This is a genomic window from Rhodococcus sp. ACT016 (assembly GCF_050477185.1).
GTDB lineage: Bacteria > Actinomycetota > Actinomycetes > Mycobacteriales > Mycobacteriaceae > Prescottella.
Map to the genome: position 1 here is coordinate 4,732,609 of NZ_JBEAET010000001.1, position 23,226 is coordinate 4,755,834.

Below are 23,226 nucleotides of genomic sequence, written 5' to 3' on the forward strand. Positions count from 1 at the left end.
CACGTCCGACACGAACCGATTTCGTCGACGGCTCAGGCGGTATCGACACCGATCGGACGAACGGGCCACTCGAGGGCAATCCCGGCGTTTCACACAGAGAAATCCCTGATCGTGGTGTCTCATGAGTGCACATCGACAGGGAGGGAATCGTCCATGACACAGCAGGATTCGAACACATCGATGTCGCCGGTACGGTCGACACGTGGCCGGTACGCACGCATGACGGTGGCCGCAGCTGCTGCGGCGGCGGCGATGGTGGCGGCCGCTCCGGCCGTCGCGGGGGCTGAACCGATCGAGGAGGCGGTGGCCGCCCCCGAGGCACCGACGCTGACCACGGCGGTGGACGGAAACGACCTCACCATCACGCTCACCGACCCGAACACGAGCCAGCGGTTGACGACGTGCACTGCCGCGCTCGTCAGCGTCGACAAGGCCATCCCGCTGCTGCCGGACCTCGCGGCCGGCACGCTCCCGCCGCTCAGCGAGATCGATCGCTCGGTGTTCGCGTGGGGTCCGTCGCTGACGACGACCAACGCACTCAACAGGGAACGCACGTACGAGGTGGCGGACGTGCCCACCGGCATCTACGTCACTCTGGGGTTCTGCACCAACCTCGGTGGAGTCGCGGCGGACTACGCGCCCACCTTCATCGGCCCCACCCTGGGGATCGGTTCCGCCGTGATCACGCTCGGCAGCACCGTGATCGACACTCCGGGCGCCGTCTCCGCAATCCTCCAACTGCTCGGCATCGACACCGGAAGCCTGGGCAGCTCAGACAGTCTCGGAAGTTCGGCGGGCAGCCTCGGCAGCGCCGACGGCAGCCTCGGCAGCTCGACCGGCAGCCTCGGTAGCGCCGACGGCAGCCTCGGCAGTTCCACCGGCAGCCTCGGGAGTTCCACCGGCAGCCACGGCAGCTCGAGGGGCAGCCTGGGGAGCTCCGAAGCGACCGGCAGCGGGAGCGGCAGCGGGAGCGGCAGCCTCGGGAGCTGAGGTTCCCCGAGGGTTTCCCTCGGAACAAACAATCGGAGCGAATCCGCCCGTTCTCACCACCGGCGGCCCCCTCGTCGTGTTCTATACGTCCAAAACATCGACAGAAGGAGCAGGAATCATGGTGGTGAAGGACCCGACAGCACGGCAGTCCCCGACGAACCGATCGCGTGTGCGAACGGTTCTCGGGACTGTCGTGCTGGCCGCAGGAACGGCGGCGGCGCTGACCGCCTTTGCGCCGGGCACTGCCGGCGCAGATACGCTGCTGCCCGAGCCGACCCCGCTCGGCTCGCTCGGCTCGCTCTCCGGCGGGATGCAAACGCTCGTCGGCCAGTTCGGCTCCCTCGGCACCGGAGGCCTGGGCAGCGTGCAGATCATCATCGGCGGTCAGCCCGTGACCGGCAGCCTCGGCAGCCTGGGTCTGGGCAGCTCCAGCGGCAGCCTCGGCAGCACGTCCACGGGCAGTTTCGGCAGCTCCTACGGCAGCGTCCTCGATTCCCCCAGCACCTGATCGGGCCGGTTCGTCACCGGCAACGTCCGCTCAGTCGACCTGCGGCGCCCATTGCACACCGTTGATGTGGCCGCCACCGTCGACGAACAGCGTGTTGCCGGTGACGTAGCGCGAATCGTCGCTCGCGAGGAATACGGCGACCGGGCCGATGTCGTCGAGCGGATCGCCGATGCGGCCCATCGGATTGGCCTCCGCCATCGACGCGGCCATCTGCGGGTTGGCCTCCTTGACCCGCCGGTATGCCTCGCTCTGCGCACCCGGGCAGATCACGTTGCAGCACACCTGTTTCGGCGCCCACTCGCGGGCCGCGGTGCGGGTCAGCGTCCGGAGCGCCTCCTTGGCGGCGTTGTAGTGCACCGAGTACATGTGCGCGTTCACGCCGTTGAGGGAGCACAGGTTGATCACCCGACCGGTGCCGCGCTTCTCGAGCTCCGGCAGGGCACGCTCCATCCCCCAGAACGCCGCCATCACGGCCATGTCGAAGCCGCCGCGCAACTGCTCGTCGGTCATGTTCTCGAACCGGGCGAATCCCGAACTGCGCCAGGCGTTGTTGACCAGGATGTCGAGCCGCCCGAACTGCTCCACCGCACCGTCGACCATGGCATGCACCTGGTCCTTGTCGGTGACGTCGGTCTGCTGGAACTCGGCCTTGACGCCCCACTCGTCGCGCAGCCACTGCGCGGTCGATTCACCTGCGGCCGGATCGATCTCGGCCACCAGTACATTCGCACCCTCACGGGCGAACGCACCCGCGATTCCCCGCCCGATGCCCATCCCGGCACCGGTGACGATCGCAACCCTGTCGTCGAGCTTTCCCACAACGATCCCCTCTCACTGGAAGAGCCGAAGGGCCCCTTCACGCGCGGACAGCGCACGAAGGGACCCTCAGCCGAGTAGACAGCTACCGCGGACGCGGCACCGACGCGTCGATGAACAGTCCCTCCACCGACACGCACACCTCACCGGCGGCGTTCTTGATGTCGCCGACGGTGTGAATCTTGCGACCGTCCACCGAGATCTGCTTGCCGGTGACGGTCAACTGCTCGAACAGCGGCGTCGGCTTGTGGTACCGCACGTTGAGCTGCGCGGTCATGCCGGCCTTGCCACCCCACGCGTTCGCGACACCGAGCACGTGATCGAGGATGAGCGACGAGACGCCACCGTGCACGCACCCGGGCGGGCCCTGGTACGGCAGCGTCAGCGTGACGACACCCTGCACCGAACCGTCGTCGAGACCCTCGAGCACGAGCGGCGGCGCGATCGCGTTCTCGGGCCCGGTGATCGGGTCGTGCCGGGTGACGCCCTCACCGCTCCACATGTCGATCATCCGCTCGGCCACCTCGGGAGCGTGCTCCTCGAGATGGTCGGCGATGCTGTTCAGTTCCTCCGCGACCCGGTCCAGATTCGCGTTGCCGCGGTCCGTGCGCAGCATCGCGTCGATCACCCGGCGCGCCGCGGCGGTCGCGCGATCGACCGGCGCATCCTGCGGCGCCGACGTCAGGACCGTGCGGTGCGGATGGCTGTGGACCGTCGGGTGGTCACCGACCTTCACGAACGAACCTCCATGGTCGCGTGGGTCAGCACCGGCTGGCCGTCGCGCTCGGGGCACGTCGCCAGCAGTGTGAGCGTGTCGCCGTCCTGCCACACCGAGGTCTCGATGGTCTCGCCCGGGTAGATCGAGCCCGCGAAGCGCACCGAGTAGCTCTGCACGCGCGTGGGATCGCCACCGAGCAGGCCGTCGACGACGGCCTTGCAGACCACGCCGTAGGACGCGAGCCCGTGCAGGATGGGGCGGTCGAAACCGGCCATCTGCGCGAACGCCGGATCGGCGTGCAGCGGGTTCATGTCGGCGCTGAGCCGGTACACGAGCGCCTGCTGGGTGCTGGTCGGCGAGACCAGCACCTTGTCGGCCTCGCGCTCGGGCACCGAGTTGGTGACCTCCGGTCCGGCGTCGCCACCGAACCCGCCCTCGCCCCGTGCCCAGATCTGCATGCCGGTGGTCCACAACGGGTTTCCGTCGAGATCGGTCGCCGACTGCTCGAGCACGATGACCGCGGCCTTGCCCTTGTCCCACACGTCGGCGACGCGCGAGGAGATGCGAGCGGAACCGGTGGTCGGGATCGGTGCGTGCAGCGTCAATGCCTGACCGCCGTGCAGGATCTTGCGCAGGTCGATGTCGATGCCGGGCATGTTCATGCCGGCCGGCTTCAGGTTGCCGGCCGAGATGCCCTGGCCCGCGACCATCGCGAACGTCGGCAGGACCCGCAGGCCCTTCTCGTACACCCAGCCGAGCTCGGCAGGGTCGAGCGAGTTCACGCCGGCGCCGAGGCCGAGGTGGTACAGCAGGACGTCACGCTCGGTCCAGTTGGCCTCGCGCACAGTCGGTTCGGCCGACAGAGCGGCTTTCACATCGATGGGCATTACGACTCCTTGGAGATGGTCCCGGCCCGGTACAGCGTGACGACGCACGCGCCACCGAGGCCGAGGTTGTGCTGCAGACCCACGCGGGCACCGTCGACCTGGCGGGCGTCGGCCTGACCGCGCAGCTGCCACGTCAGCTCGGCGCACTGCGCCAGGCCGGTCGCGCCGAGCGGATGACCCTTCGAGATCAGCCCGCCGGACGGGTTGACCACGACCTTGCCGCCGTACGTGGTGGCGCCGGACTCGACGAGCTTGCCACCCGCACCCGGCTCACACAGGCCCAGGCCCTCGTACGTGATGATCTCGTTGATCGCGAAGCAGTCGTGCAACTCGATGACATCGACGTCGTCGATCGTCAGACCCGACTCGGCGAACACCTGCGCGGCGGCGGCCTGCGTCATCGGGGCGCCGACCACGTCGATCATCGACTGGTCTGCGAATGCCTCCGCGGTGTCGGTGGTGAGCGCCTGCGCGACGATCTCGACGGCCTGGTCCTCGAGCCCGTGCTCGCGCACGAACCGCTCGCTGACGACCACCGCGGCGCCGGCGCCGTCCGACGTCGGCGAGCACTGCGACCGCGTGAGCGGCGCGTGGATCATCCTGTCGTCCAACACCTGCTGCAGCGTGTACTCGTCACGGAACTGCGCGTAGGGGTTGTTCACCGAGTGCTTGTGGTTCTTCACCGCGACGGACGCGATCTGCTCGGCGGTGGTGCCGTAGCGCTCCATGTGCTCGAGCGCGGCGTTGCCGAACAGTTGTGCGGTCATGGGGCCGTTGCCCCACTCGTACTTCGCGGTCATCACCTTCAGGTGGTCGTCGAGGGTGGTGACCTTGGGCATCGTGCCGTCGCCGACGAGCGACTTCTTGGTCATCTTCTCGAAGCCCACCGCGAGAGCGACGTCGACGATGCCGCCCTGCACCCACTCGCGGGCCATCATGAGGGCCGACGAGCCGGTGGAGCAGTTGTTGTTGACGTTGACGATCGGAATACCGGTCAGTCCCGTCTCGTAGAGCGCACGCTGACCGGCGGTCGACGGCTGGAAAACGTAGCCGACCGCCGCACGCTGCACCTGGTCGTACGAGATGCCGGCGTCGGCGAGCGCGGTGCCCACCGCCTCGGTCACCATGTCCGGGTACTCCCAGTCACGAGACTCGATCTTCTCGAACTTGGTCATGCCCACGCCGATGACGAACGTGCGATTACTCATACTGGTCGAACTCACTTTCCGGGTTCTGGGTCGCGCGGCAGACCGAGGATCCGCTCGCCGATGATGTTGAGCTGCACATTGGTGGTACCACCTGCGATCGACATGCACTGCGAGTTCAGGAACATTTGGGTGGCCGAACGGCGATGCTGGTCACCGAGCAGCGCCTTCGGGCCCGCCCAGTCCATCGCGACCTCCCACACCTGCTGGATGTGTTCGACGCCCAGGAGTTTCGCGATCGAGGACTCCGCGCCGGGCTGCGCGCCGGTGAGCGATCGCAGCGTCGTACGCAGGCCCATCAGGCCACCGGACTGCGCGTCGCACAGCACCTTGCCCAGAACGGTCATTTGTTCGTCGTCGAGGCCACCGGGGATCTCGCGGGCCAGATCCAGCAACGCCTCGCCGCCCGAACCGAGGGACGAATCGTGCGACAGCGAGACGCGCTCGTTCGCGAGCGTGGTGCGGGCCAGCTTCCAACCGTCGCCGGGCTCACCGACCAGGCACTCGTCGGGGACGAACACGTCGTCCAGGAACACCTCGTTGAACAGCGCCTCACCGGTGATCTCGCGCAGCGGGCGGATGTCGAGTCCGCTGTTCTTGATGTCGATCAGGAAGTACGACAGCCCCTTGTGCTTCGGCACGTCGGCGTCGGTGCGGGCCAGGCAGATGCCCCAGTCGGCCTCGCGGGCCATCGACGTCCACACCTTCTGGCCGTTGAGCTTCCAGCCGCCGTCGACCTTGGTGGCCTTGGTGGACAGGCCCGCCAGGTCGGAGCCGGCGCCGGGCTCCGAGAACAGCTGGCACCACACGAAGTCGCCGCGCAGCGACTGCGGCAGGAACCGCTCGACTTGCTCGGCGTTGCCGTGCGCGATGAGCGTCGGGACGACCCAGTTGCCGATGATCATGTCGTGCGGAACGAGCTCGGTGCTGCGGAGCTCCTCGGCGATCACCAGCTGGGTGACGGCGTCGGCGCCCTTACCCCACGGAGCGGGCAGATGCGGTGCGGTGTAGCCCTTCTCGGCCAGGTACGCCTTCTGCTCGGCGCCCTGGAGCGCCTTCGCGGGCTCGAGCTCGGCGCGGATGTCGGCACGGATCTGCTCGGCCTCCGGCGGCAGATCGATGCTCAGGACGCGGCGCGCGCCGTCGAGCGTCAGCTGCGCGACCCGGCGCTTCCACGACGCCGTGGAGCCCAGCAGGATGCGCAGCGACTGTGCGCGGCGCATGTACAGGTGCGCGTCGTGCTCCCACGTGAAACCGATGCCGCCGAGGACCTGAATGCAGTCCCGAGTCACCTGGAATCCCGACTCGACGGCGACCGCACCGGCCACCGCGGCCGCGAGCGACGCCTCGTCCGTGCTCACGTCGTCGCCCAGCGCGCGGGCCGCGTCCCACGCGGTGACGCGGGCCTGCTCGGTGAGGCTGAACATGCGGGCGGCCTTGTGCTTGACGCCCTGGAACTGGCCGATGACGCGGCCGAACTGCTGACGCACCCGCGCGTAGTCGGCGGCCGTGGTGGTGGCCCAGTCCGCCAGACCCGACGCCTCGGCCGCGAACAGCGTGGCGGCGATGTCGCGGATGCGCTGCGAATCCAGCGCCAGCACATCGCCGTCCGCCAGCTCGAGCCCGTCGACGGTCACCTCGGCGTTGCGGCGGACCACGTCGTGGCTCGGCAGTTCGGTGACGTCGAGACGATTGCGGTCCACGACGACGAACGCGAGCGCGCCGGCGTCGTCCGCCGCCAGCAGGAACACGTCGCCCACCTGGCCGCCCAGGATGAAGCTCGACGTGCCCGACAGCGTGGTCTTGCCGCCGTCGCGCACCAGCTTCAGCCCACCCGGCTGCAGCGACACCGCGCCGAACAGGGTGCCGTCGGCCAGGCCCTCGAGCTCGGCCGTGCGGCCCGCCTCGTTCAGGACGGTGGAGACGACCGCGGTCGGCAGGAACGGACCGGGCACCATGGCGCGGCCCAGTTCCTCGGTGACGATCGCCAGTTCGACGAGGCCGTAGCCCGCGCCGCCGAACTCCTCCGGCAGGTGCAGCCCCAGCATGCCCAGCTCGGCGAACGATCCCCAGTACGCGGGACGGGTCTCGGCCTTGGCCTCGACCGCCTCGCGGATCACCGTCGGCGTCGCGTGGCGGGCGGCCCAGCCACGCACGGAATCGCGGAGTTCGCGGTCTTCGTCACTCAAACCAATGGTCATCGAAAAGTCCTCGGGGATAGATGAAATACGACAGGCGCTTCGCACCCGTGCGCCTTTTCGGTAGCCGGGACCACCAGAAAGGCGCACGGGCGGCGGAGCCGCCTAGATGCGCTCGATGATCGTGGCGGTCGACAGCGCGCCGCCCGCGCACATCGTGACGAGTGCCGTCGAGCGGTCCGAGCGCTCGAGCTCGTGCAGGGCCGTGGTGATCAGGCGCGAGCCGGTCGATCCGACGGGGTGGCCGAGCGCGATGGCGCCGCCGTTGACGTTGACCTTGCTCATGTCGGCGTCGAGGACCTGCGCCCACGACAGCACGACCGAGGCGAACGCCTCGTTGATCTCGACGATGTCGATGTCGCCCAACGACATTCCGGCCTTGCCCAGCACGTGCCGGGTGGAGTCGATGGGGCCGTCGAGGTGGAAGTACGGGTCGGCGCCGACCATGCCGGACGACACGATGCGGGCACGCGGACGCAGGCCCAGCGCCTTCGCCTTGTCCTCGCTCATCAGCAGCACCGCGGCGGCGCCGTCGCTGATCTGCGACGACGATCCGGCGGTGTGGATGCCGCCGTCCATGACCGGCTTGAGGGCGGCCAGGCCCTCGGCGGTGGTCTCGCGCAGGCCGCCGTCACGCGTCACGGTCGCGATCTCGCCGGTCGGCTCGCCTTCCTTCGTCACGACCGGGGCCTCGACGGGCACGATCTCACGGTCGAACCGGCCCTCGGCCCACGCCTGCGCCGCGCGACGCTGCGACTCGAGACCGAACGCGTCGGTGTCGTCGCGCTTGATGCCACGGTTGGCCGCGATGCGCTCGGCCGAGGTGAACTGGTCGCCCATGTCGACGGTCCAGTCCTCGGGGAACGGGATGCCGGTGCCCGGCGCCAGCGCCTGCCCCAGGAACACCCGGCTCATCGACTCGACACCACACCCGATGCCGGCGTCGATCTGCCCCGACGCGATCAGACCGGCCACCATGTGCACCGCCTGCTGCGACGACCCGCACGCGCAGTCGATGGTGGTGGCCGCGGTCGTGTACGGCAGACCCGCGTGCAGCCACGCGTTGCGCGCGACGTTGTTGGACTGCTCGCCGGCCTGCGTCACGACGCCACCGACGATCTGGCCGATCTCCTCGGGAGCGATCCCGGCGCGATCGAGCACGGCACGCTGCGCGGCGCCCAGCAGGGTGGCCGGGTGAAGGCCCGCGAGGGCGCCGCGACGGCGGCCGATCGGGGTGCGGGCGGCCTCGACGATGACGACGTTGGTCATGTACAGCTCCTCTGGGGTGCAGCGAGTACGTAGCGAGTACGTGTGAATCCACGAGCTGCCGGGAACTGCAACTCGTTCATTTCTGGAATGTATTCTACTTTCACTGTCAGGGCAATGGACGCGCGGGAACTGGGCCGCATCGAGGGTGAACGACACCCCGCGACGCGTTGGCGCCGAACAGTCAGCTGTCTCGAACCGCCGCGAGCCCGCCGGCTGCGACGTCCCCGACGTGCACAACCCGACGACGAATCCGGCCCCGCAGGAGAACCTGCGGGGCCGGATTGAAATTCATTTCAGTTACGCCGTGCCGGCGGACTGCGGAATCGCATTCGACAGGTCGGCCAGCAGCAGTCGGCAGGCGGTGCGCAGATCCTCCTCGGCATCCGGGACGGAGATCCGCCCGTTCAGGCACGACTGGATGATCCCGAACCACGCCGAGACCAGTAAACGAACCAGAACCGAGTCGTTCTCGGTGACCTGCTCGAGCCCGGCCGCCTCGAACAGCACGTCGCGGAACTGCCGGTCCACGCGCGCCACGTCGGGGATCGCGGTGACCTTGGCCGTGCTCGTCGACTGGATCATCGCGTTCGCCAGCAGCGGTCGACGCAGGAGCGCCCGGGTGGCCCGGAGCAGGGTCTCGAAGATCTCGTCCTGCGGGGTCGGCGCCGGCTGCGCCCGCCGCGCGAACCCCTCGCCCATCTGGTCGATCTGGTCGACCATCACCGCGACGAACAGATGCGTCTTGGACGGGAAGTAGCGGTAGAGAGTGCCGATCGCGACGCCCGCGAGCTTCGCGACCTCGTGCATCTGGACTCGCTCGAGCTCCTTCTCGGCGCCCAGCTGAGCCGCCGCGTCGAGCATGCGCGTGAATCGCGCCCGCTGCTCGGCCGAACTCGGTTCGGCGGCGTCCCGCGCCTCGGCGACTCTCGGCACCGTCGACCCCTACTCTCTCTTGCGTCCATCCGTGCGCCGCCGCGCGGACGCACACTGGAATGCTCCCACCCGACGTCAAATCGGGCCACGAACCATCGCACGTTTCCGCTCAGTGGGAGTCCGGCTGTCCCGGAACAAGCACCTGCGATTGCGTTCACATCGAACCCGAAATCGATGGAGGACACAACCATGCAGGATTGGACTACCGAGTGCGACGTCGTCGTGGTCGGCTCCGGCGGCGGCGCGCTGACCGGCGCATACACCGCCGCGGCGCAGGGGCTGAACACGATCGTCCTGGAGAAGACCGAGCTGTTCGGCGGCACCTCCTCGTACTCCGGAGCGTCCATCTGGTTGCCGGGCACCCAGGTGCAGGAGCGCGCCGGGCTGCAGGACTCGACCGAGAACGCCCGCACCTACCTGCGCAACCTGCTCGGCGACGCGGAGAGCGAGCGCCAGGACGCGTACGTCGACACCGCCCCGGCTGTCGTGGCGCTGCTCGAGAAGGACCCGAACATCGAGTTCGAGTACCGCGCCTTCCCCGACTACTACAAGGCCGAGGGCCGGATGGACGCGGGCCGCTCGATCAATCCGCTCGACCTCGACCCCGCCGACATCGGTGACCTCGCCGACAAGGTCCGCCCCGAGCTGGACCAGGACCGCACCGGCCAGGGCCACGCCCCCGGCAAGCTCATCGGTGGACGCGCGCTGATCGGACGCCTCCTCGCCGCCGTGCAGGGCACCGGCAACGCCGAGCTGCGCACCGGCACCGAACTGAAGGAACTGGTCGTCGAGGACGGCCGCGTCGTCGGCGTCGTGGCCGAGGCGAACGGCGAGCAGATCCTGATCAAGGCGCGCCGCGGCGTGCTGATGGCCGCCGGCGGCATCGAGGGCAACGCCGAGATGCGCGAGCAGGCGGGCACCCCGGGCAACGCCGCCTGGAGCATGGGGCCGTTCGGCGCCAACACCGGCGACGCGATCGCGGCCGGTGTCGCGGTCGGCGGCGCCACGGCGCTGCTGGACCAGGCGTGGTTCTGCCCGGGCGTCGAGCAGCCGGACGGCTCCGCGGCGTTCATGGTCGGTGTCCGCGGCGGTGTGCTGGTCGACGCGCAGGGCGAGCGCTACCTGAACGAGTCGCTGCCGTACGACCAGTTCGGCCGGGCGATGGACGCCCACGACAAGGCGACCGGTGGCGAGCGCACCATTCCGTCGTACCTGATCTTCGACTCGCGCGAGGGCGGCGGGCTGCCGGCGATCTGCATCCCGAACACCGCGCCCGCCAAGCATCTCGACGCCGGCACCTGGGTGCAGGCGGACACGCTCGAGGCCCTGGCGGAGCAGACCGGCATCCCGGCGGACGCGCTGCGCGCGACCGTCGAGCAGTTCAACGACTACGCCAAGCACGGCGTCGACGAGCAGTTCCACCGCGGCGAGGACCCGTACGACGCATTCTTCTGCCCGCCGAACGGCGGCCCCAACGCGGCGCTGACCGCGATCGAGAACGGCCCGTTCTACGCCGCGAGGATCGTGCTGAGCGACCTCGGCACCAAGGGCGGCCTGGTCACCGACGCGGACGCCCGCGTGCTGACCGCGGACGGCACCCCGGTCGAGGGCCTGTACGCGGCCGGCAACACCGGCGCCTCGGTCAGCGGCGCGTTCTACCCCGGTCCCGGCGTGCCGCTGGGCACCGCGATGGTGTTCTCGTACCGCGCCGTCCAGCACATCCTCGGTAACTGATCGACGCGTCGAGGACGGCCCGGTCGCTAGACCAGGTTGTCCTCGACCGGCAGCCCGAACGCGCCCCGCCCGTACATGGCGAGGGCGCGTTCGGCGTCGTTGGCCACGTGCACGCTGCCCGCGTGCGCGTCGCGCCACGCCCGCTCGATCGGGTTGCCGCGGTTGAGCGAGTTGCCGCCCGCCGTCTTGAACAGCAGGTCGATGGCCTCGAGGGCGCGCTCGGTGCCGCGAACCTGGTCGCGTCGCACCCGCAGTCGCTTGCTCATCGGCAGCGGCTCCCCGGCCTCGGCCAGTTCGACCAGCTCCCGGATGTTGCGGTCCATCTGCAGGATGGCGGCATCGATCTCGGACGACGCCCGCGCCACCGCGACCTGCGCGAACTGGTCCTCGGCGAAGCGTCCGCCGCCGAGGCTGAGCCGCACCCGGTCGCGCATCGCCGACAGGTAGGTCTCGTAGCAGCCCGCGACGGCACCGATGACCGGGGCGGCGACGGTGCTCGTGAAGATCGCGGCGAACGGCAGCTTGAACAACGGGCCGGTGTTGACCTTGTGCCCCGGCGCCCGCAGCTGCGCCACCTCGTAGTTGCGGATCGTCCGGTACTCCGGGACGAAGACCTTGGTCACCGTGATCTCGTTACTCGCCGTGCCCCGCAATCCGACGACGTCCCACACGTCGTTGATGCGGTAGTCGGTGCGCGGCACGACGACGGTCATGAAGTCGACCGGACGCCCCTCCGCACCGACGACCAGTGCACCGAGCAGTGCCCACGACGCGTGGTCGCACCCGGACGAGAAGCGCCAGGTACCCGTCAGCTCGTAGCCGCCCTCCACCGGAATCAGTTCTCCGACAGGCGCATACGCCGACGACACGAGCACCGAGGTGTCCTGCCCCCACACCTCGTCCTGCGCACGGACGTCGAACAGACCCAGGTGCCACGGATGCACGCCGAGCACCGCCGTGACCCACCCCGTCGAACCGCAGGCGCCCGAGATCGCGCGAACCACCTCGTAGAAGTCGACCGGATTGCTCTCGAGCCCTCCGTACCGGGCGGGCTGAAGCATGCGGAACACGCCGGCCGCGCTCAGGTCCTGGATCGATTGATCGGATACACGACGGGAGTCGTCGACGGTCTGTGCACGTTCGGCGATGGCCGGCAGTAACTCACGAACCGACCGCAGAACCTCGTGGGCCATGTGGTGCTCCTTCGCGGCCCCGGGCCGGGCCGCATGTCGGGATTGGGGGGTACCCGCATGGTAGGGCCGGATTCGACAAACCCGTCCTGCGGGAGTCCCCTTCGTCCGATTCCCGGTGGCCCCCGGGCTTCGGCCGCCCATGGTCCCGCCCAGTGGGACTGCGGAAATCCGGGTGATTGGTGTCACCTAGCGTGGCCGTCAATGCCACAGGTGCATCCTCTCCCGGAGACGCTCACCCGCGGCCAGCGCTCGACTTTCGAACGCGCCAGAAACTCGAACTGCTTTCCCTGAAAGGACGGACGAAGTGACCATCGACAAGTCCGAAGAAATCGAAGTCCGCGAGATCGTCGCCGGTAGCGCCCCCACCCGCTTCGCCCGCGGCTGGCACTGCCTGGGCCTGTCCGAGTCCTTCAAGGACGGCAAGCCGCACTCGGTCCACGCCTTCGGCACCAAGTTGGTCGTCTTCGCCGACAGCAAGGGCGAGCTGAACATTCTCGACGCCTACTGCCGCCACATGGGCGGTGACCTGAGCCAGGGCGAGATCAAGGGCGATTCGGTCGCGTGTCCGTTCCACGACTGGCGCTGGAACGGCAAGGGCCGCTGCACCGACATCCCCTACGCCCGCCGCGTCCCCCCGGTCGCCAAGACCCGCGCCTGGCACACCCTCGACCAGGACGGCATGCTCTTCGTCTGGCACGACCCCGAGGGCAAGGCGCCGGGCGACGAGGACATGTACATCCCGCGCATTGCCGGCGCGACGAGCGACGAGTGGACCGACTGGGTCTGGTACACCACCGAGGTCGACACCAACTGCCGCGAGATCGTCGACAACATCGTCGACATGGCGCACTTCTTCTACGTGCACTACTCGTTCCCCACGTTCTTCAAGAACGTCTTCGAGGGTCAGGTCGCGAGCCAGTTCATGCGCGGTGAGGCCCGCACCGACATGCGTCCGCACGCGGCCGGTGTCCCGCAGATGCTCGGCAGCCGCTCCGACGCCTCGTACTTCGGCCCGTCGTTCATGATCGACGACCTGGCCTACGAGTACGAGGGCTACGACGTCGAGTCGATCCTCATCAACTGCCACTACCCGGTCTCGCCGGACAAGTTCGTGCTGATGTACGGCATGATCGTGAAGAAGTCCGAGGCCCTCGGCGACAAGGCGCTCGAGACCGCGCAGAAGTTCGGCGACTTCATCGCCAAGGGCTTCGAGCAGGACATCGCGATCTGGAAGAACAAGACCCGGATCGAGAACCCGCTGCTGTGCGAGGAGGACGGCCCGGTCTACCAGCTGCGTCGCTGGTACGACCAGTTCTACGTCGACCGCGCCGATGTCTCGGCGGAGATGACCGACCGTTTCGAGCACGAGATGGACACCACGAAGGCCGTCGCATCGTGGCGCCTGGTGGTCGAGGACAACCTCGAGAAGAAGGCGCGTGAGCGTGCAGCCGCTGGAGTGTGACCGCTGCGGGGCGTGTGTGCTGGTCCAGAAGCACAGCTGGGAGCACACCGCCGTCCAGTGGAACGAGGCTGCCCAGGAGGCGTGCCTCGAGATCCACGAGTGGGTGGGCCGTGAAGGCCGGCCCGGCGCACCGGTGATGCGATGCGAGTCGTTGAGTGCGGCGATCCAGGTCGCTGCGCTCGACGGCCGCCTCTCGATCACCAACGAGGAGCCAGTTCCCACCCCGCAGGTCGTCGACCACTGAGTCGCACCGAAGACGAGAAGGACCTTTCATGATCGACAAGAACCAGTACGGCCCGTGGGTCGTCATCGCGGGCGGCTCCGAGGGCGTCGGTGCCGCCTTTGCCGACGAGCTCAGCCGCGCCGGACTCAACCTCGTGCTGATCGCCCGCAAGCCGGGCCCGCTCGAGGAGACCGCGGAGAAGGTCCGCGCCAACGGCGTCGAGGTGCGCACGCTGTCGCTCGACCTGCTGGCCGACGACGCGCTCGACCAGATCCGCAAGGTCACCGACGACGTCGAGGTGGGCCTGCTCATCTTCAACGCCGGCGCCAACAGCTACGGACACGAGTTCGTGACGGGTGACCTGAACGGATTCAACGGCGTCATCAACCTCAACATCACCAAGCAGCTCGAGCTGTCGCACCACTTCGGCGCGAAGATGAAGGACCGCGGCCGCGGCGGCATCATGCTGCTCGGCTCGTTGGCCGGCTACATGGGCTCCGAGCACCAGAGCATCTACGCGTCCTCGAAGGCGTTCAGCCGGGTCTTCGCGGAGAGCCTGTGGCTCGAGCTGGCGCCGTACAACGTCCACGTCGTGGAGCTGATCCTGGGCGTCACCCGCACGCCCGCAATGGTCCGTGCCGGCCTCAACTTCGACATCCCGGGCATGATCGTCCAGGAGCCCGAGGACGCGGCGCGGGAGGGCCTCGAGCACCTCACCGACGGCCCCGTCTGGGTCGCCGGCGGCAACTACGCGGCCGCCGAGAAGCGCAGCGGCTTCCCCCGCGACAAGATGGTCAAGGGCGCAGCCGAGGCGATGCGCAAGCTGCTGAACCGCTAGAACTTCAGATCGATCAGCTGTGGCTGCGACCGAAAGGTCGCAGCCACAGTCGTATTCGCACCACAGCCACGAAAGGAACACCGATGACTCTCGAGATCCTGCTGGCCGAACGTGAGATCGCCCGCGGCGTCACCCGCTTCGCGCGCGCGATGGACGAACGGGACTGGCCGGTGCTGCATGCGATCATGCTGCCCGACGCCACCGCCGACCTGGGGACCGGAATCCTGCACGGCCCGGGCGAGGTGGAGGCCGCGATCCGCTCGTTCCTCGACGACTGCGGACCCACCCAGCACCTGTTGGGCAACATGCTGATCGACGTCGACCTGGACGCCGGCACCGCCATCAGCAGGACGTACGTGTCGGATCTGCACCTCGGTGTCGGGGATCTGCAGGGCCTGAGCTTCTCGACCCTGGGTGACTACCACGACGAGTGGCAGCTGACCGACGACGTGTGGCGAATGAGCCACCGCACCAAGCACATGCGCGGCACGCAGGGCGAGATCGAGGTCCTCGGCGCAGGTCCCGGAGACTGGGACGCCGGCAGCTCGCCGGCGAACCCGCGCACCGCGGCCGCGGCCGCGGCCGCGGACATCGAGGCGATCAAGGCCCTCAAGGCCCGCTACTTCCGGCTCATGGACACCAAGGACTGGAACGGGCTCGCCGCCGTGTTCACCGCCGACGTCGAGATCGACATGACCGAAACCGGCGGCGGGATCACCCGTTCCGTCGAGGAATACATGCCGTTCCTCCGCGCGAGCATCGAGAACGTCGCCACCGTTCACCACGGACACACGCCCGAGATCACCCTCACCTCCCCCACCACCGCCACCGGCGTGTGGGCGATGGAGGACATGCTCTGGTGGCCCGACGGTGCGGCACTGCGCAGCCTGCACGGCTACGGGCACTACGTCGAGGAGTACCGCAAGACCGACGACAGTTGGCGGATCGGCTCGATGCGCTTGAGCCGGTTGCGGACCGACACCGAGTGAGCGGGGCCTGCTGACTCGAAGGTCAGGTGTCGTCGGGCGACGGCCTGGAACGCTCCTACGGATCTTGGGCCTATGCCCCGGTAACCACTAACGTACGATCGTTTCAGACGCCGTCGGCCGAACTTGCTTCCATGCCGTCCAGTGCAAATGCCGTCCAGTACACCGGAAGGACACAGTGGCTCGGGTAACGAGGGGTGGAATGCGCACCAATGCCGCCATCCGCGAGGCTGCGGTCCGCCTGTTCTACGCCCATGGATACGAAGCCACTTCGCTACGCACCATTGCCAGCGACGTCGGCATCCAGGTCGGCAGCCTCTACAACCACATCAGCAGCAAAGAAGAACTGCTCGCCGAAATCATGTTGTCCGTCATGGACGAACTCCTCGACTCGGCGAACGCCGTACTGGACGGCACCGAGGGCGGAGCAGTGGACCGATTCAAAGCGGTTGTCGACTTCCACATTCGGTACCACGCCGAGCATGCGCGAGAGGTATTCATCGGCAACTCCGAACTGCGTTCACTCGGCGGTGACGACCTGGAGAAGGTTCTCGCGAAGCGTGTCGAGTACGAGCAGTTGCTCCGAAAGCTCGTCAAAGATCTGGAGAAGGAGACCGGCGCAGACATCCTGGACGTCAAACTGCAGGTCTATTCGATCCTGGCCCAGGGAGCGCACGTCTCATCGTGGTACAAGTCGAGGGGGCCCAAGTCTCTCGACGATACTGTCAGCACCTACATCGCCATGGCACTGCGGCAACTCGGCGTCGATCCCAACTCCTGACCCAGCCCTGCCACCCGAAAGTGATGGGCAGGCCGAATTCGGAGCCAGCCGTGGCTCCGAGCGCGCTCACGCGTCTATGCGTAGGGCGCGCATCTTTCGATACAACGTCGTTCGGCCGATGCCCAGTGCTTCGGCGGCCTTGCTCCGATTGCCGCCGTACTGCTCGAGGGCCCGGAGTATGGCATCGCGCTCGGCACTTTCGATCATGGTCCATCGTTGCCGAGATCCAGCCTGCCGAATGTTGGTGGGAAGGTCGGCAGGTTGCACGATCCGTCCGGGCATGCGCCGTGCAAGGAGCTCGACAGTGCAGCGCAACTCCGCGAGATTGCCGGGCCAAGGCGATCTGATCAACAGTTGCTGCGCCTCCGACGAGAACCGCGTATTGCGTTCGGGGCCAGCCATTCCCACCAGGATTGCCTTGGCAAAAGCGGGGATGTGCTCAGCGATCTCTCGGAGGGCGGGCAGCCGAACGGCCGTACCCAGTTGACTGGCCAGTGCGCTCACGTGCTCGGGCGCATCGTCGATGTCGACGGTTGCAACGAGCGGCACGCTGGTGCTCGATCGGCGGGCGAGCGCCTTGACCCGGTTGACGTCGGCAGGCTCGAGATCCTGTAAGTGCCGCAGGACGACAGCACGGCCGGTGTCGAGGGCCTCCACTGCCGCAACCAACCGGGCCTGCCCCTCGCCAGGCATCCACATCGCGACGTCGAGCACGAGTGGGTCGCTCTGACCGAAGTGAGTACGCAGGAAGGCCAGGGCGGTGTGTAGCTTTCCAGTGCACGTTCCGCCGACGAGAGCCAGACGCTCCCGATGACGGGCGACTTGCGAGAGTTGCTCGTCGATTTCAGGCACCGGATGGACAGGACGCGACGGATGGGAGCCGGCCGGCGAAATTCTGGTGCGTGGAGTCTTCGACCGTAGTCGAGGTGTCCTTGTGCTGCTGTCTTTTTCGGGCAGGATGCGGATCGTGTACGCAGAACCGGTTTCGGGGCCACCCTCGACTGCCTCGATCTCTGCATCGTGCCAACCCGATGACAGCGGCACCCGTGTCCGGTGCACTCCGCTGATCGGAGCGTGCTCATTGAGGTAGATCCACAGCATCGCGTGGGATTCGGGGTTCAGGTATGACAGCCCGGCAGTGTTGGCGAATACGGTCCGCTCGTTGACGACAACCACCGGATCTCGTTTGGTCCGGTCCGCACGCAGATAGGACTGGATGAGGGCTCGTTCGTGGCCGCCGAGCATCGCGTTGAGATTGCTCTCGATCTGCCTTCCGACATCAACGGTGACCGCGTGCATCAGCGGGTTGGCGTCCTCGGTCTTGGAAGCGATCGAGAACACCCCGAGCAAACGGCCGGTGAAGGGTTCGAAAACCGGTGTGCCCGAACAGGTGAGCGGCGCCAGCGTCTCGTTGAAATGCTCATTGCCCTGGACCAGGAGGGGACGGCGTTCGGCGAGGACTGTTCCGAGGCCGTTCGTCCCGATCGCCCTCTCGGAGAAGTCGAATCCCTCGACCGCGGATACCTTGTCGAGCTGGGTACGCTGGCGCGGCTCGTCAGCCTTGCGGATCAGTATGTTCCCCGTGTCATCGCAGAGGAACATAGCCACCGGAACGTCGGACATGTGCTCGGCAAGCCGCGAGAGCACGGGTACTGCCGCCTCCTGAAGAGCGGAACCGGCGACGATCCCGCCCTGGTACGGCGCCGGCGTCAGTCGGGCAGGCACCGATTCCCCGACACACCGCCGCCAGCTCCGGTCTATGACCTCACGTACGCCCGACTGCCGCACCGACGCGTCGAGCAGCCCCTTGGCGAGCAGCTCCTCTTTCGCGCGAAGAACACGGCCCTGGTCAATCTGACCCTGGCTGAACAGAATGCCTCCGGGGGGATTCCCATCACTACAACTGCCCATTGATCGCCCTTCGACTACGAACAATCCTCCGCCGCCACGTTTCGTCGCGTTCGACCGACGCTCCTGCCTACCGACAGCCGAGCAACATCACCGGTTCCACGCGACAAACGAACGCTCGCTCGCCTGAAAGTACCCCTGCCAGTTCGCCTGCGCAAGGACTTTGGATACAAGACGATGCGCTGCCATCCGGCGCCACGCCGATACGGTCGTGCGTGGACCGAAGACGTCGGGAGTGGCCCGCTCGCCGGCGAGTCCGGCTACACAACGTCGGCCGAGCCTGCACGTTCCGTCCCCTCCGCCGAACGTGCATCGCGTTTCGCCATGCAGAGACAAGGCTTCCCGCACAGCATCGCTCTGCATGGCGGGCGTTCTCCCCCGATGGGAGAACGCCCGCCATGAAACCGGATAGCGCAAGTATCGTTCAATTTCCTTGTAGCACAAGCGCCATCATGTGCGAATCTCAACCGATACCGGTAGCAGTACCGTCCTTCACCAGCTCGACGAGACGGTACTTCTGAATCTTTCCTGTCGGCGTCGTAGGCAACTCGTCGGCTTCCATGAACACAACCTTCTTGGGCACCTTGAACTTGGCGAGGCCGAGGCGGCAGGGTTCCAGAATCTCTTCTACAGACAGCTCGACACCAGGCTCGGTCACAACCACTGCACAGCCGGCTTCGCCCCAGAACTCGTCCGGTATGCCGATGGCGAAGGCCTGGCTCACCCCCGGAATCTTGGTAATGAGCTCTTCGACCTCCTTCGGCATGATCAATTCGCCACCGCTCTTGTACAGTTCCTTCGCGCGACCGGTGAGCACGACTCGACCGCTAGCATCGACGCGAGCGATGTCACCGGTATGCAGCCAGCCCTCTCGCACAACCTTCGAGGTCTCTTCCGGCTTCTCCCAGTACCCGACCGTCACTGAAGCTGATGAGACGAGAAGTTCACCTGTCGTTCCGGCGGGGAGCAGTTCGCCAGTGACCGGGTCGGCTGTGGCGACGTGGAAGAGCTGCCCCCTCTCGTCGGCTGCCGGTCCAGCGAGCTTGGGGGCACCCACTGTCGTCGAATGGACATCAATGGGATCTTCTGGGTGGGTCATGGTGCAACTGGCGCTCGTCTCCGTCATTCCCCACGCGGTGACGATGTAGGGGTTCCCCAGCAGCTCCTTCGTTCTCTCCCACACCCATGCCGGCGCCGCTGCCGACGCCGACATCACCGAAACGAGCGACGACAAATCATGGGCAGTCCGCCGGGCGGCTTCCAGAATCGCCACCATCATCGTGGGCACCGCAAGGATCTCGGTCGCTTCGAACCGTTCGATGCCGGCGAGATAGTCCTCCGCGTCGAACTTCACCCGCGGAACGATCGAACCGCCGACCCACATGGGTGCGAGAACGCCTTCGGTATAGGCGAACGTGTGATACAAGGGCAGCGAGAACAGTGTCTTCCACCCTTCTCCCATGCCACGAGTCAGCGCCGAAGCGAATGAACTACGCAACATCCCGTCGTGAGTGTTGAGAACACCCTTCGGGCTGCCAGTCGTACCCGAGGTATAGAACATGTCGCTGAGGTCCTGGGGAGAGACCTCCGGAAATACAGCGCGCGGACCTGCACTGCGGCCACTGGTCGCGAGATCCTCGAGCGTCCTGGCCCCGGAACGCACCGGTGCGCCAGTCCGAAAGACCACCACCTCGCGCAAGTCTGGAAATGCCGTCTGCCGGCCCTCGGACCATCCGGGGGCGATGGCATCGAGCATCGACAAGTAATCGATTCCCGAGAACTCGGACATCGTCACCAGAACGTTGGTCCGAGATTGTCCGAGCACATACTCGAGCTCGGTCTCGCGGTAGAGAAAGTTCAGAGGAACGGCAATCGCGCCCACACGCGAAACCGCGATCCGCAGCGGGAGATATTCAGGGAAGTTCGCCAACAGGAACGAGACCCGGTCACCGTGCGACACACCTAGCTCGACCAGCCCTCGCGCCAGATCCAGCGATTCTCGTCTGACGTGATCGTAGGACAGTTCCACGCCGTCGGAAATCAGAACGGGCCGGTCGCCGAACTGCTCGCACAGCTTGTCGAACCACTGATGCAGCGTCAGCGGATCCCAGGATGGCACCCTGTTCAATAACTCCGAGCGTCGATCCTGCAGCGACTTGGACACAACAATTCTCCTCATTCGGGCGGTATGGAAGCGTCAAAAACGCGGCGAGCATGTGAACGTTCAGGATTTGAGCTCACAAAAAAGGGGGTCATCCAGTTTTCGGGCGTACGCACGAGACGAGTTCACCCTGCGATCCACTCAGCGAATATGTCGCCAGGCGATCGAACCGCTGCCATCGCCAAGGCCGTCGAAAACGACTTCCATTCGCTGGCCGCATTCAAGACTGTCCGGATCCGAGTCCACGAACCGCCCGATAATCCTGACACCCTCGGCCAGTTCGACCACGACGACGCCGTACGGGACAGAGTCGGTGAACGCCGGATGGAATGCTCGATACATGATCGAATAGGTGTACACCTCACCTTCATGAGGCATGTCGGCAGGAACGAACGAAGAACCTTGGCACGCACCGCAAATTTCACGCGGCGGCCACTGAAGGGTGTTGCAATCATCGCACTGGCGAACAGTGATCCGGCGCTCGCTCAACCCTCGGAAATAGTCTTCGTACAGTGGGCTGTCCGGCATCAGAGGAGCCGCCACGCCGACGTCGATCATGGAATCAACCACTTCTTGTACCTTCTTTGACATCTGATTCAAACCTAATTGTGTAGAATCACTACTGATCCGTCGCTGAAATCTCCGAATCCGGTCACGAGGCCGATGTGAGCTCCTTCGACTTGAGCTTCACCAGCCTCGCCGCGCAACTGTGACACCGCCTCGACGACGTGATTCATTCCGAGGACATGAGCTTGGGAATGAAGCCCGCCATGCGTGTTGATCGGCAGGTCGCCACCGAGCCCTATTCGTCCATTGGCGACGAAATCCGGGGATTCCCCGCGCCCGCAGAATCCCATCTCTTCGAGCTGCCTGAGGACGATGAAGGTGAAGCAATCGTAAATCTCGGCGAAGTCGATTTCGTGGTGACCGACGCCGGCCATCTCGAAGGCTCGTCCGGATGCCTTGGTAATCCCCATATTCAGGATGTCGGGGCGACTGGACAGATCATCGGGCGAGTCGGCGTGCCCTTCCGCTCCGCCGGCGATTGCGATTGCCCTGGCTCCAATCGCTCGAGCCTCCTCCGCCGACACAACCAGAACCGCCGCCGCACCATCGGTCTCCAGGCAGATGTCGAAGAGGTGAAACGGCTTGACAGGCATTGGGGACGCCCAGTACTGCTCGCTGGTGAGTTCGCGACCGCGCATATAAGCCTTGGCATTGAGGTGAGCATGCTTCCGAGTCGTGAGCGCTACGGTCTCCATTGCGCGAGGATCCGCCTTGGTCTCATAGAACCACCGGTTGGCGTGGAGGCTGTACCACTGCATCGGCGCAAGTAGGCCAACCGGATTCTCCAAGTTGTTTCGGATCTCGGGGCCCGGCACGTTGCCGACTCCGCCGGGCGACTGATCGGTGGAACTGAGCCGATTGGATGTCGAGTAGAAGTTGTGACCGGTCGCCACGATCACGCGGCGAGCAAGTCCTGCCGCCACTGCGCCGGCTGCCTGAACGATGGCTGCGACGGGCGATGCGCCACCCATGTGAACGTGTGAGTGAAAACGCAGATCCTTTATTCCGAGCGCGGCGATGAAGTCCTCATTTGTGGGAGTGTCCTTCCACGCCAGCACCACGCCGTCGACCGTCGACGTATCGATTCCTGCGTCTCGGCAGGCAGCGATCGACGCCTCGAGAATTAGTTGCCGTTCCGTCTTTATCGTTCCCCGAACATACTCTGTTTCACCGACCCCGGCAATGTACGCCCGATCCGTTATTGTGCCAGCCATGCCTCTAAACGTCCTTCTCTTTGATCCTGGAAATCGCACCAGATCCGAAACAACCGACGATCGAAAATCGTTCAGTCTGCAGTCACTGGGCGACAGCGAATCATGAGGCTGGTCTTGAAAACCATCACCGGCTCACTCCTCTGGTTGAACATGGTATAAGCGAACGTCCATATTCCCTGGCCGCCCTTCTTCGACAGTCGAGCGTCGATCAGTTCGGCCTCGGGATGCAGAGTGTCGCCGATCAGAACGGGGCGCAGTGCGCGCACCTCGTCCATTCCGAGAAAGGCCACCACGTTGTTGAAGTACCCGGTCTGAGTGGTCAGTCCGAGAGCGAGAGCGAGCGTCAGCGGTCCGTGCGCGATACGCTCACCGAACTGAGTTCCTGATGCGTATTCGTCGTCGAGATGCAGCGAGACGATGTCGCCGGTCAGCCCGGCCCACTGGATCAGATGTGCATCGGTGATGGTCATTCCGGAGCCGCGGAGTACGTCTCCGGACTGAAGATCCTCCCACCAGAAGTCTGGACCCCTGAATTGTCGGACAGATGATTCGACATTGTTGATTGTCATAGGGAACCCCTTGAAGTTCGTAGATGGTCATCACGCCTGGCGATTTGCGCGAATTCCGCGGCGCCC

General features: G+C 66.3%; 21 protein-coding genes. 8 read left to right on the forward strand and 13 right to left on the reverse strand.

Annotated elements, in window-relative coordinates; all coding sequences use genetic code 11:
* The first annotated feature begins 153 nt into the window (after nucleotides 1-153).
* Both ACQ5DX_RS21660 and ACQ5DX_RS21665 read left to right on the forward strand, forming a co-directional pair.
* Entirely contained in the window at nucleotides 154-990 is an 837-nt protein-coding gene (locus ACQ5DX_RS21660) for a hypothetical protein (protein WP_430334536.1), read from the forward strand.
* A gap of 118 nt (nucleotides 991-1,108) precedes the next feature.
* Nucleotides 1,109-1,498, forward strand: coding sequence for a hypothetical protein (locus ACQ5DX_RS21665; protein WP_430334537.1), 390 nt, complete (start codon nucleotides 1,109-1,111; stop codon nucleotides 1,496-1,498).
* Between the two features lie 30 nt (nucleotides 1,499-1,528).
* On the opposite strand, the gene ACQ5DX_RS21670 is transcribed toward ACQ5DX_RS21665, so the two are convergent.
* The 7 genes from ACQ5DX_RS21670 to ACQ5DX_RS21700 all read right to left on the reverse strand — a co-directional run bounded on the left by ACQ5DX_RS21670 (nucleotide 1,529) and on the right by ACQ5DX_RS21700 (nucleotide 9,524).
* Nucleotides 1,529-2,317: an SDR family NAD(P)-dependent oxidoreductase gene (locus tag ACQ5DX_RS21670; protein ID WP_430334538.1), complete on the reverse strand. Its 789-nt coding sequence runs from the start codon at nucleotides 2,315-2,317 to the stop codon at nucleotides 1,529-1,531.
* Between the two features lie 82 nt (nucleotides 2,318-2,399).
* Entirely contained in the window at nucleotides 2,400-3,050 is a 651-nt protein-coding gene (locus ACQ5DX_RS21675; protein WP_430334539.1) for a PaaI family thioesterase, read from the reverse strand.
* Nucleotides 3,047-3,919, reverse strand: a complete 873-nt coding sequence (locus ACQ5DX_RS21680; protein ID WP_430334540.1) for a MaoC/PaaZ C-terminal domain-containing protein — start codon at nucleotides 3,917-3,919, stop codon at nucleotides 3,047-3,049. The genes ACQ5DX_RS21675 and ACQ5DX_RS21680 overlap by 4 nt, the downstream gene beginning before the upstream one ends.
* Nucleotides 3,919-5,127: a lipid-transfer protein gene (locus ACQ5DX_RS21685; RefSeq protein ID WP_430334541.1), complete on the reverse strand. Its 1,209-nt coding sequence runs from the start codon at nucleotides 5,125-5,127 to the stop codon at nucleotides 3,919-3,921. Before ACQ5DX_RS21685 ends, ACQ5DX_RS21680 begins: the two co-directional genes overlap by 1 nt.
* Nucleotides 5,128-5,138: 11 nt before the next feature.
* A complete protein-coding gene (locus tag ACQ5DX_RS21690) occupies nucleotides 5,139-7,325 on the reverse strand; it encodes an acyl-CoA dehydrogenase (RefSeq protein ID WP_430334542.1) in 2,187 nt (728 codons plus the stop codon).
* A 102-nt stretch (nucleotides 7,326-7,427) separates the two neighbouring features.
* Nucleotides 7,428-8,591, reverse strand: coding sequence for a steroid 3-ketoacyl-CoA thiolase (locus tag ACQ5DX_RS21695; protein WP_430334543.1), 1,164 nt, complete (start codon nucleotides 8,589-8,591; stop codon nucleotides 7,428-7,430).
* Nucleotides 8,592-8,888: 297 nt separating this feature from the next.
* Nucleotides 8,889-9,524, reverse strand: a complete 636-nt coding sequence (locus ACQ5DX_RS21700; RefSeq protein WP_430334544.1) for a TetR family transcriptional regulator — start codon at nucleotides 9,522-9,524, stop codon at nucleotides 8,889-8,891.
* Between the two features lie 189 nt (nucleotides 9,525-9,713).
* On the opposite strand from ACQ5DX_RS21700, the gene ACQ5DX_RS21705 reads away from it, so the two are divergent.
* Nucleotides 9,714-11,258, forward strand: coding sequence for an FAD-dependent oxidoreductase (locus ACQ5DX_RS21705; protein WP_430334545.1), 1,545 nt, complete (start codon nucleotides 9,714-9,716; stop codon nucleotides 11,256-11,258).
* Nucleotides 11,259-11,284: 26 nt separating this feature from the next.
* On the opposite strand, the gene hsaA is transcribed toward ACQ5DX_RS21705, so the two are convergent.
* Nucleotides 11,285-12,451, reverse strand: a complete 1,167-nt coding sequence (gene hsaA / locus ACQ5DX_RS21710; protein ID WP_430334546.1) for a 3-hydroxy-9,10-secoandrosta-1,3,5(10)-triene-9,17-dione monooxygenase oxygenase subunit — start codon at nucleotides 12,449-12,451, stop codon at nucleotides 11,285-11,287.
* Nucleotides 12,452-12,755: 304 nt separating this feature from the next.
* Between hsaA and ACQ5DX_RS21715 the strand changes: the two genes are divergently transcribed.
* The 5 genes from ACQ5DX_RS21715 to ACQ5DX_RS21735 all read left to right on the forward strand — a co-directional run bounded on the left by ACQ5DX_RS21715 (nucleotide 12,756) and on the right by ACQ5DX_RS21735 (nucleotide 16,741).
* On the forward strand, nucleotides 12,756-13,913 hold the full coding sequence (locus ACQ5DX_RS21715) for a Rieske 2Fe-2S domain-containing protein (protein WP_430334547.1): 1,158 nt from the start codon (nucleotides 12,756-12,758) through the stop codon (nucleotides 13,911-13,913).
* On the forward strand, nucleotides 13,894-14,157 hold the full coding sequence (locus ACQ5DX_RS21720; protein ID WP_430335768.1) for a hypothetical protein: 264 nt from the start codon (nucleotides 13,894-13,896) through the stop codon (nucleotides 14,155-14,157). Before ACQ5DX_RS21715 ends, ACQ5DX_RS21720 begins: the two co-directional genes overlap by 20 nt.
* A 28-nt stretch (nucleotides 14,158-14,185) precedes the next feature.
* Nucleotides 14,186-14,974 carry an SDR family NAD(P)-dependent oxidoreductase gene (locus ACQ5DX_RS21725; RefSeq protein ID WP_430334548.1) on the forward strand — a complete coding sequence of 263 codons (789 nt, stop codon included), beginning with the start codon at nucleotides 14,186-14,188 and terminating at the stop codon, nucleotides 14,972-14,974.
* An 83-nt stretch (nucleotides 14,975-15,057) separates the two neighbouring features.
* The gene (locus ACQ5DX_RS21730) at nucleotides 15,058-15,963 is read left to right on the forward strand and encodes a nuclear transport factor 2 family protein (RefSeq protein ID WP_430334549.1); all 906 of its coding nucleotides are present in this window, start codon (nucleotides 15,058-15,060) and stop codon (nucleotides 15,961-15,963) included.
* Nucleotides 15,964-16,162: 199 nt separating this feature from the next.
* A complete protein-coding gene (locus ACQ5DX_RS21735; RefSeq protein ID WP_430334550.1) occupies nucleotides 16,163-16,741 on the forward strand; it encodes a TetR/AcrR family transcriptional regulator in 579 nt (192 codons plus the stop codon).
* A 66-nt stretch (nucleotides 16,742-16,807) separates the two neighbouring features.
* On the opposite strand, the gene ACQ5DX_RS21740 is transcribed toward ACQ5DX_RS21735, so the two are convergent.
* From ACQ5DX_RS21740 to ACQ5DX_RS21760, 5 genes are all read right to left on the reverse strand, one after another.
* The gene (locus ACQ5DX_RS21740) at nucleotides 16,808-18,652 is read right to left on the reverse strand and encodes a sigma-54-dependent Fis family transcriptional regulator (protein WP_430334551.1); all 1,845 of its coding nucleotides are present in this window, start codon (nucleotides 18,650-18,652) and stop codon (nucleotides 16,808-16,810) included.
* 460 nt (nucleotides 18,653-19,112) lie between these two features.
* Nucleotides 19,113-20,813 carry a class I adenylate-forming enzyme family protein gene (locus ACQ5DX_RS21745; protein ID WP_430334552.1) on the reverse strand — a complete coding sequence of 567 codons (1,701 nt, stop codon included), beginning with the start codon at nucleotides 20,811-20,813 and terminating at the stop codon, nucleotides 19,113-19,115.
* A 138-nt stretch (nucleotides 20,814-20,951) separates the two neighbouring features.
* The gene (locus ACQ5DX_RS21750; RefSeq protein WP_430334553.1) at nucleotides 20,952-21,401 is read right to left on the reverse strand and encodes a Zn-ribbon domain-containing OB-fold protein; all 450 of its coding nucleotides are present in this window, start codon (nucleotides 21,399-21,401) and stop codon (nucleotides 20,952-20,954) included.
* Between the two features lie 11 nt (nucleotides 21,402-21,412).
* Nucleotides 21,413-22,591 (reverse strand): thiolase C-terminal domain-containing protein, encoded by a 1,179-nt coding sequence (locus ACQ5DX_RS21755; RefSeq protein WP_430334554.1) that lies wholly within the window; start codon nucleotides 22,589-22,591, stop codon nucleotides 21,413-21,415.
* A gap of 71 nt (nucleotides 22,592-22,662) precedes the next feature.
* Complete coding sequence (locus ACQ5DX_RS21760; RefSeq protein ID WP_430334555.1) at nucleotides 22,663-23,160, reverse strand: MaoC/PaaZ C-terminal domain-containing protein; 498 nt, start codon at nucleotides 23,158-23,160, stop codon at nucleotides 22,663-22,665.
* Nucleotides 23,161-23,226: the final 66 nt, after the last annotated feature.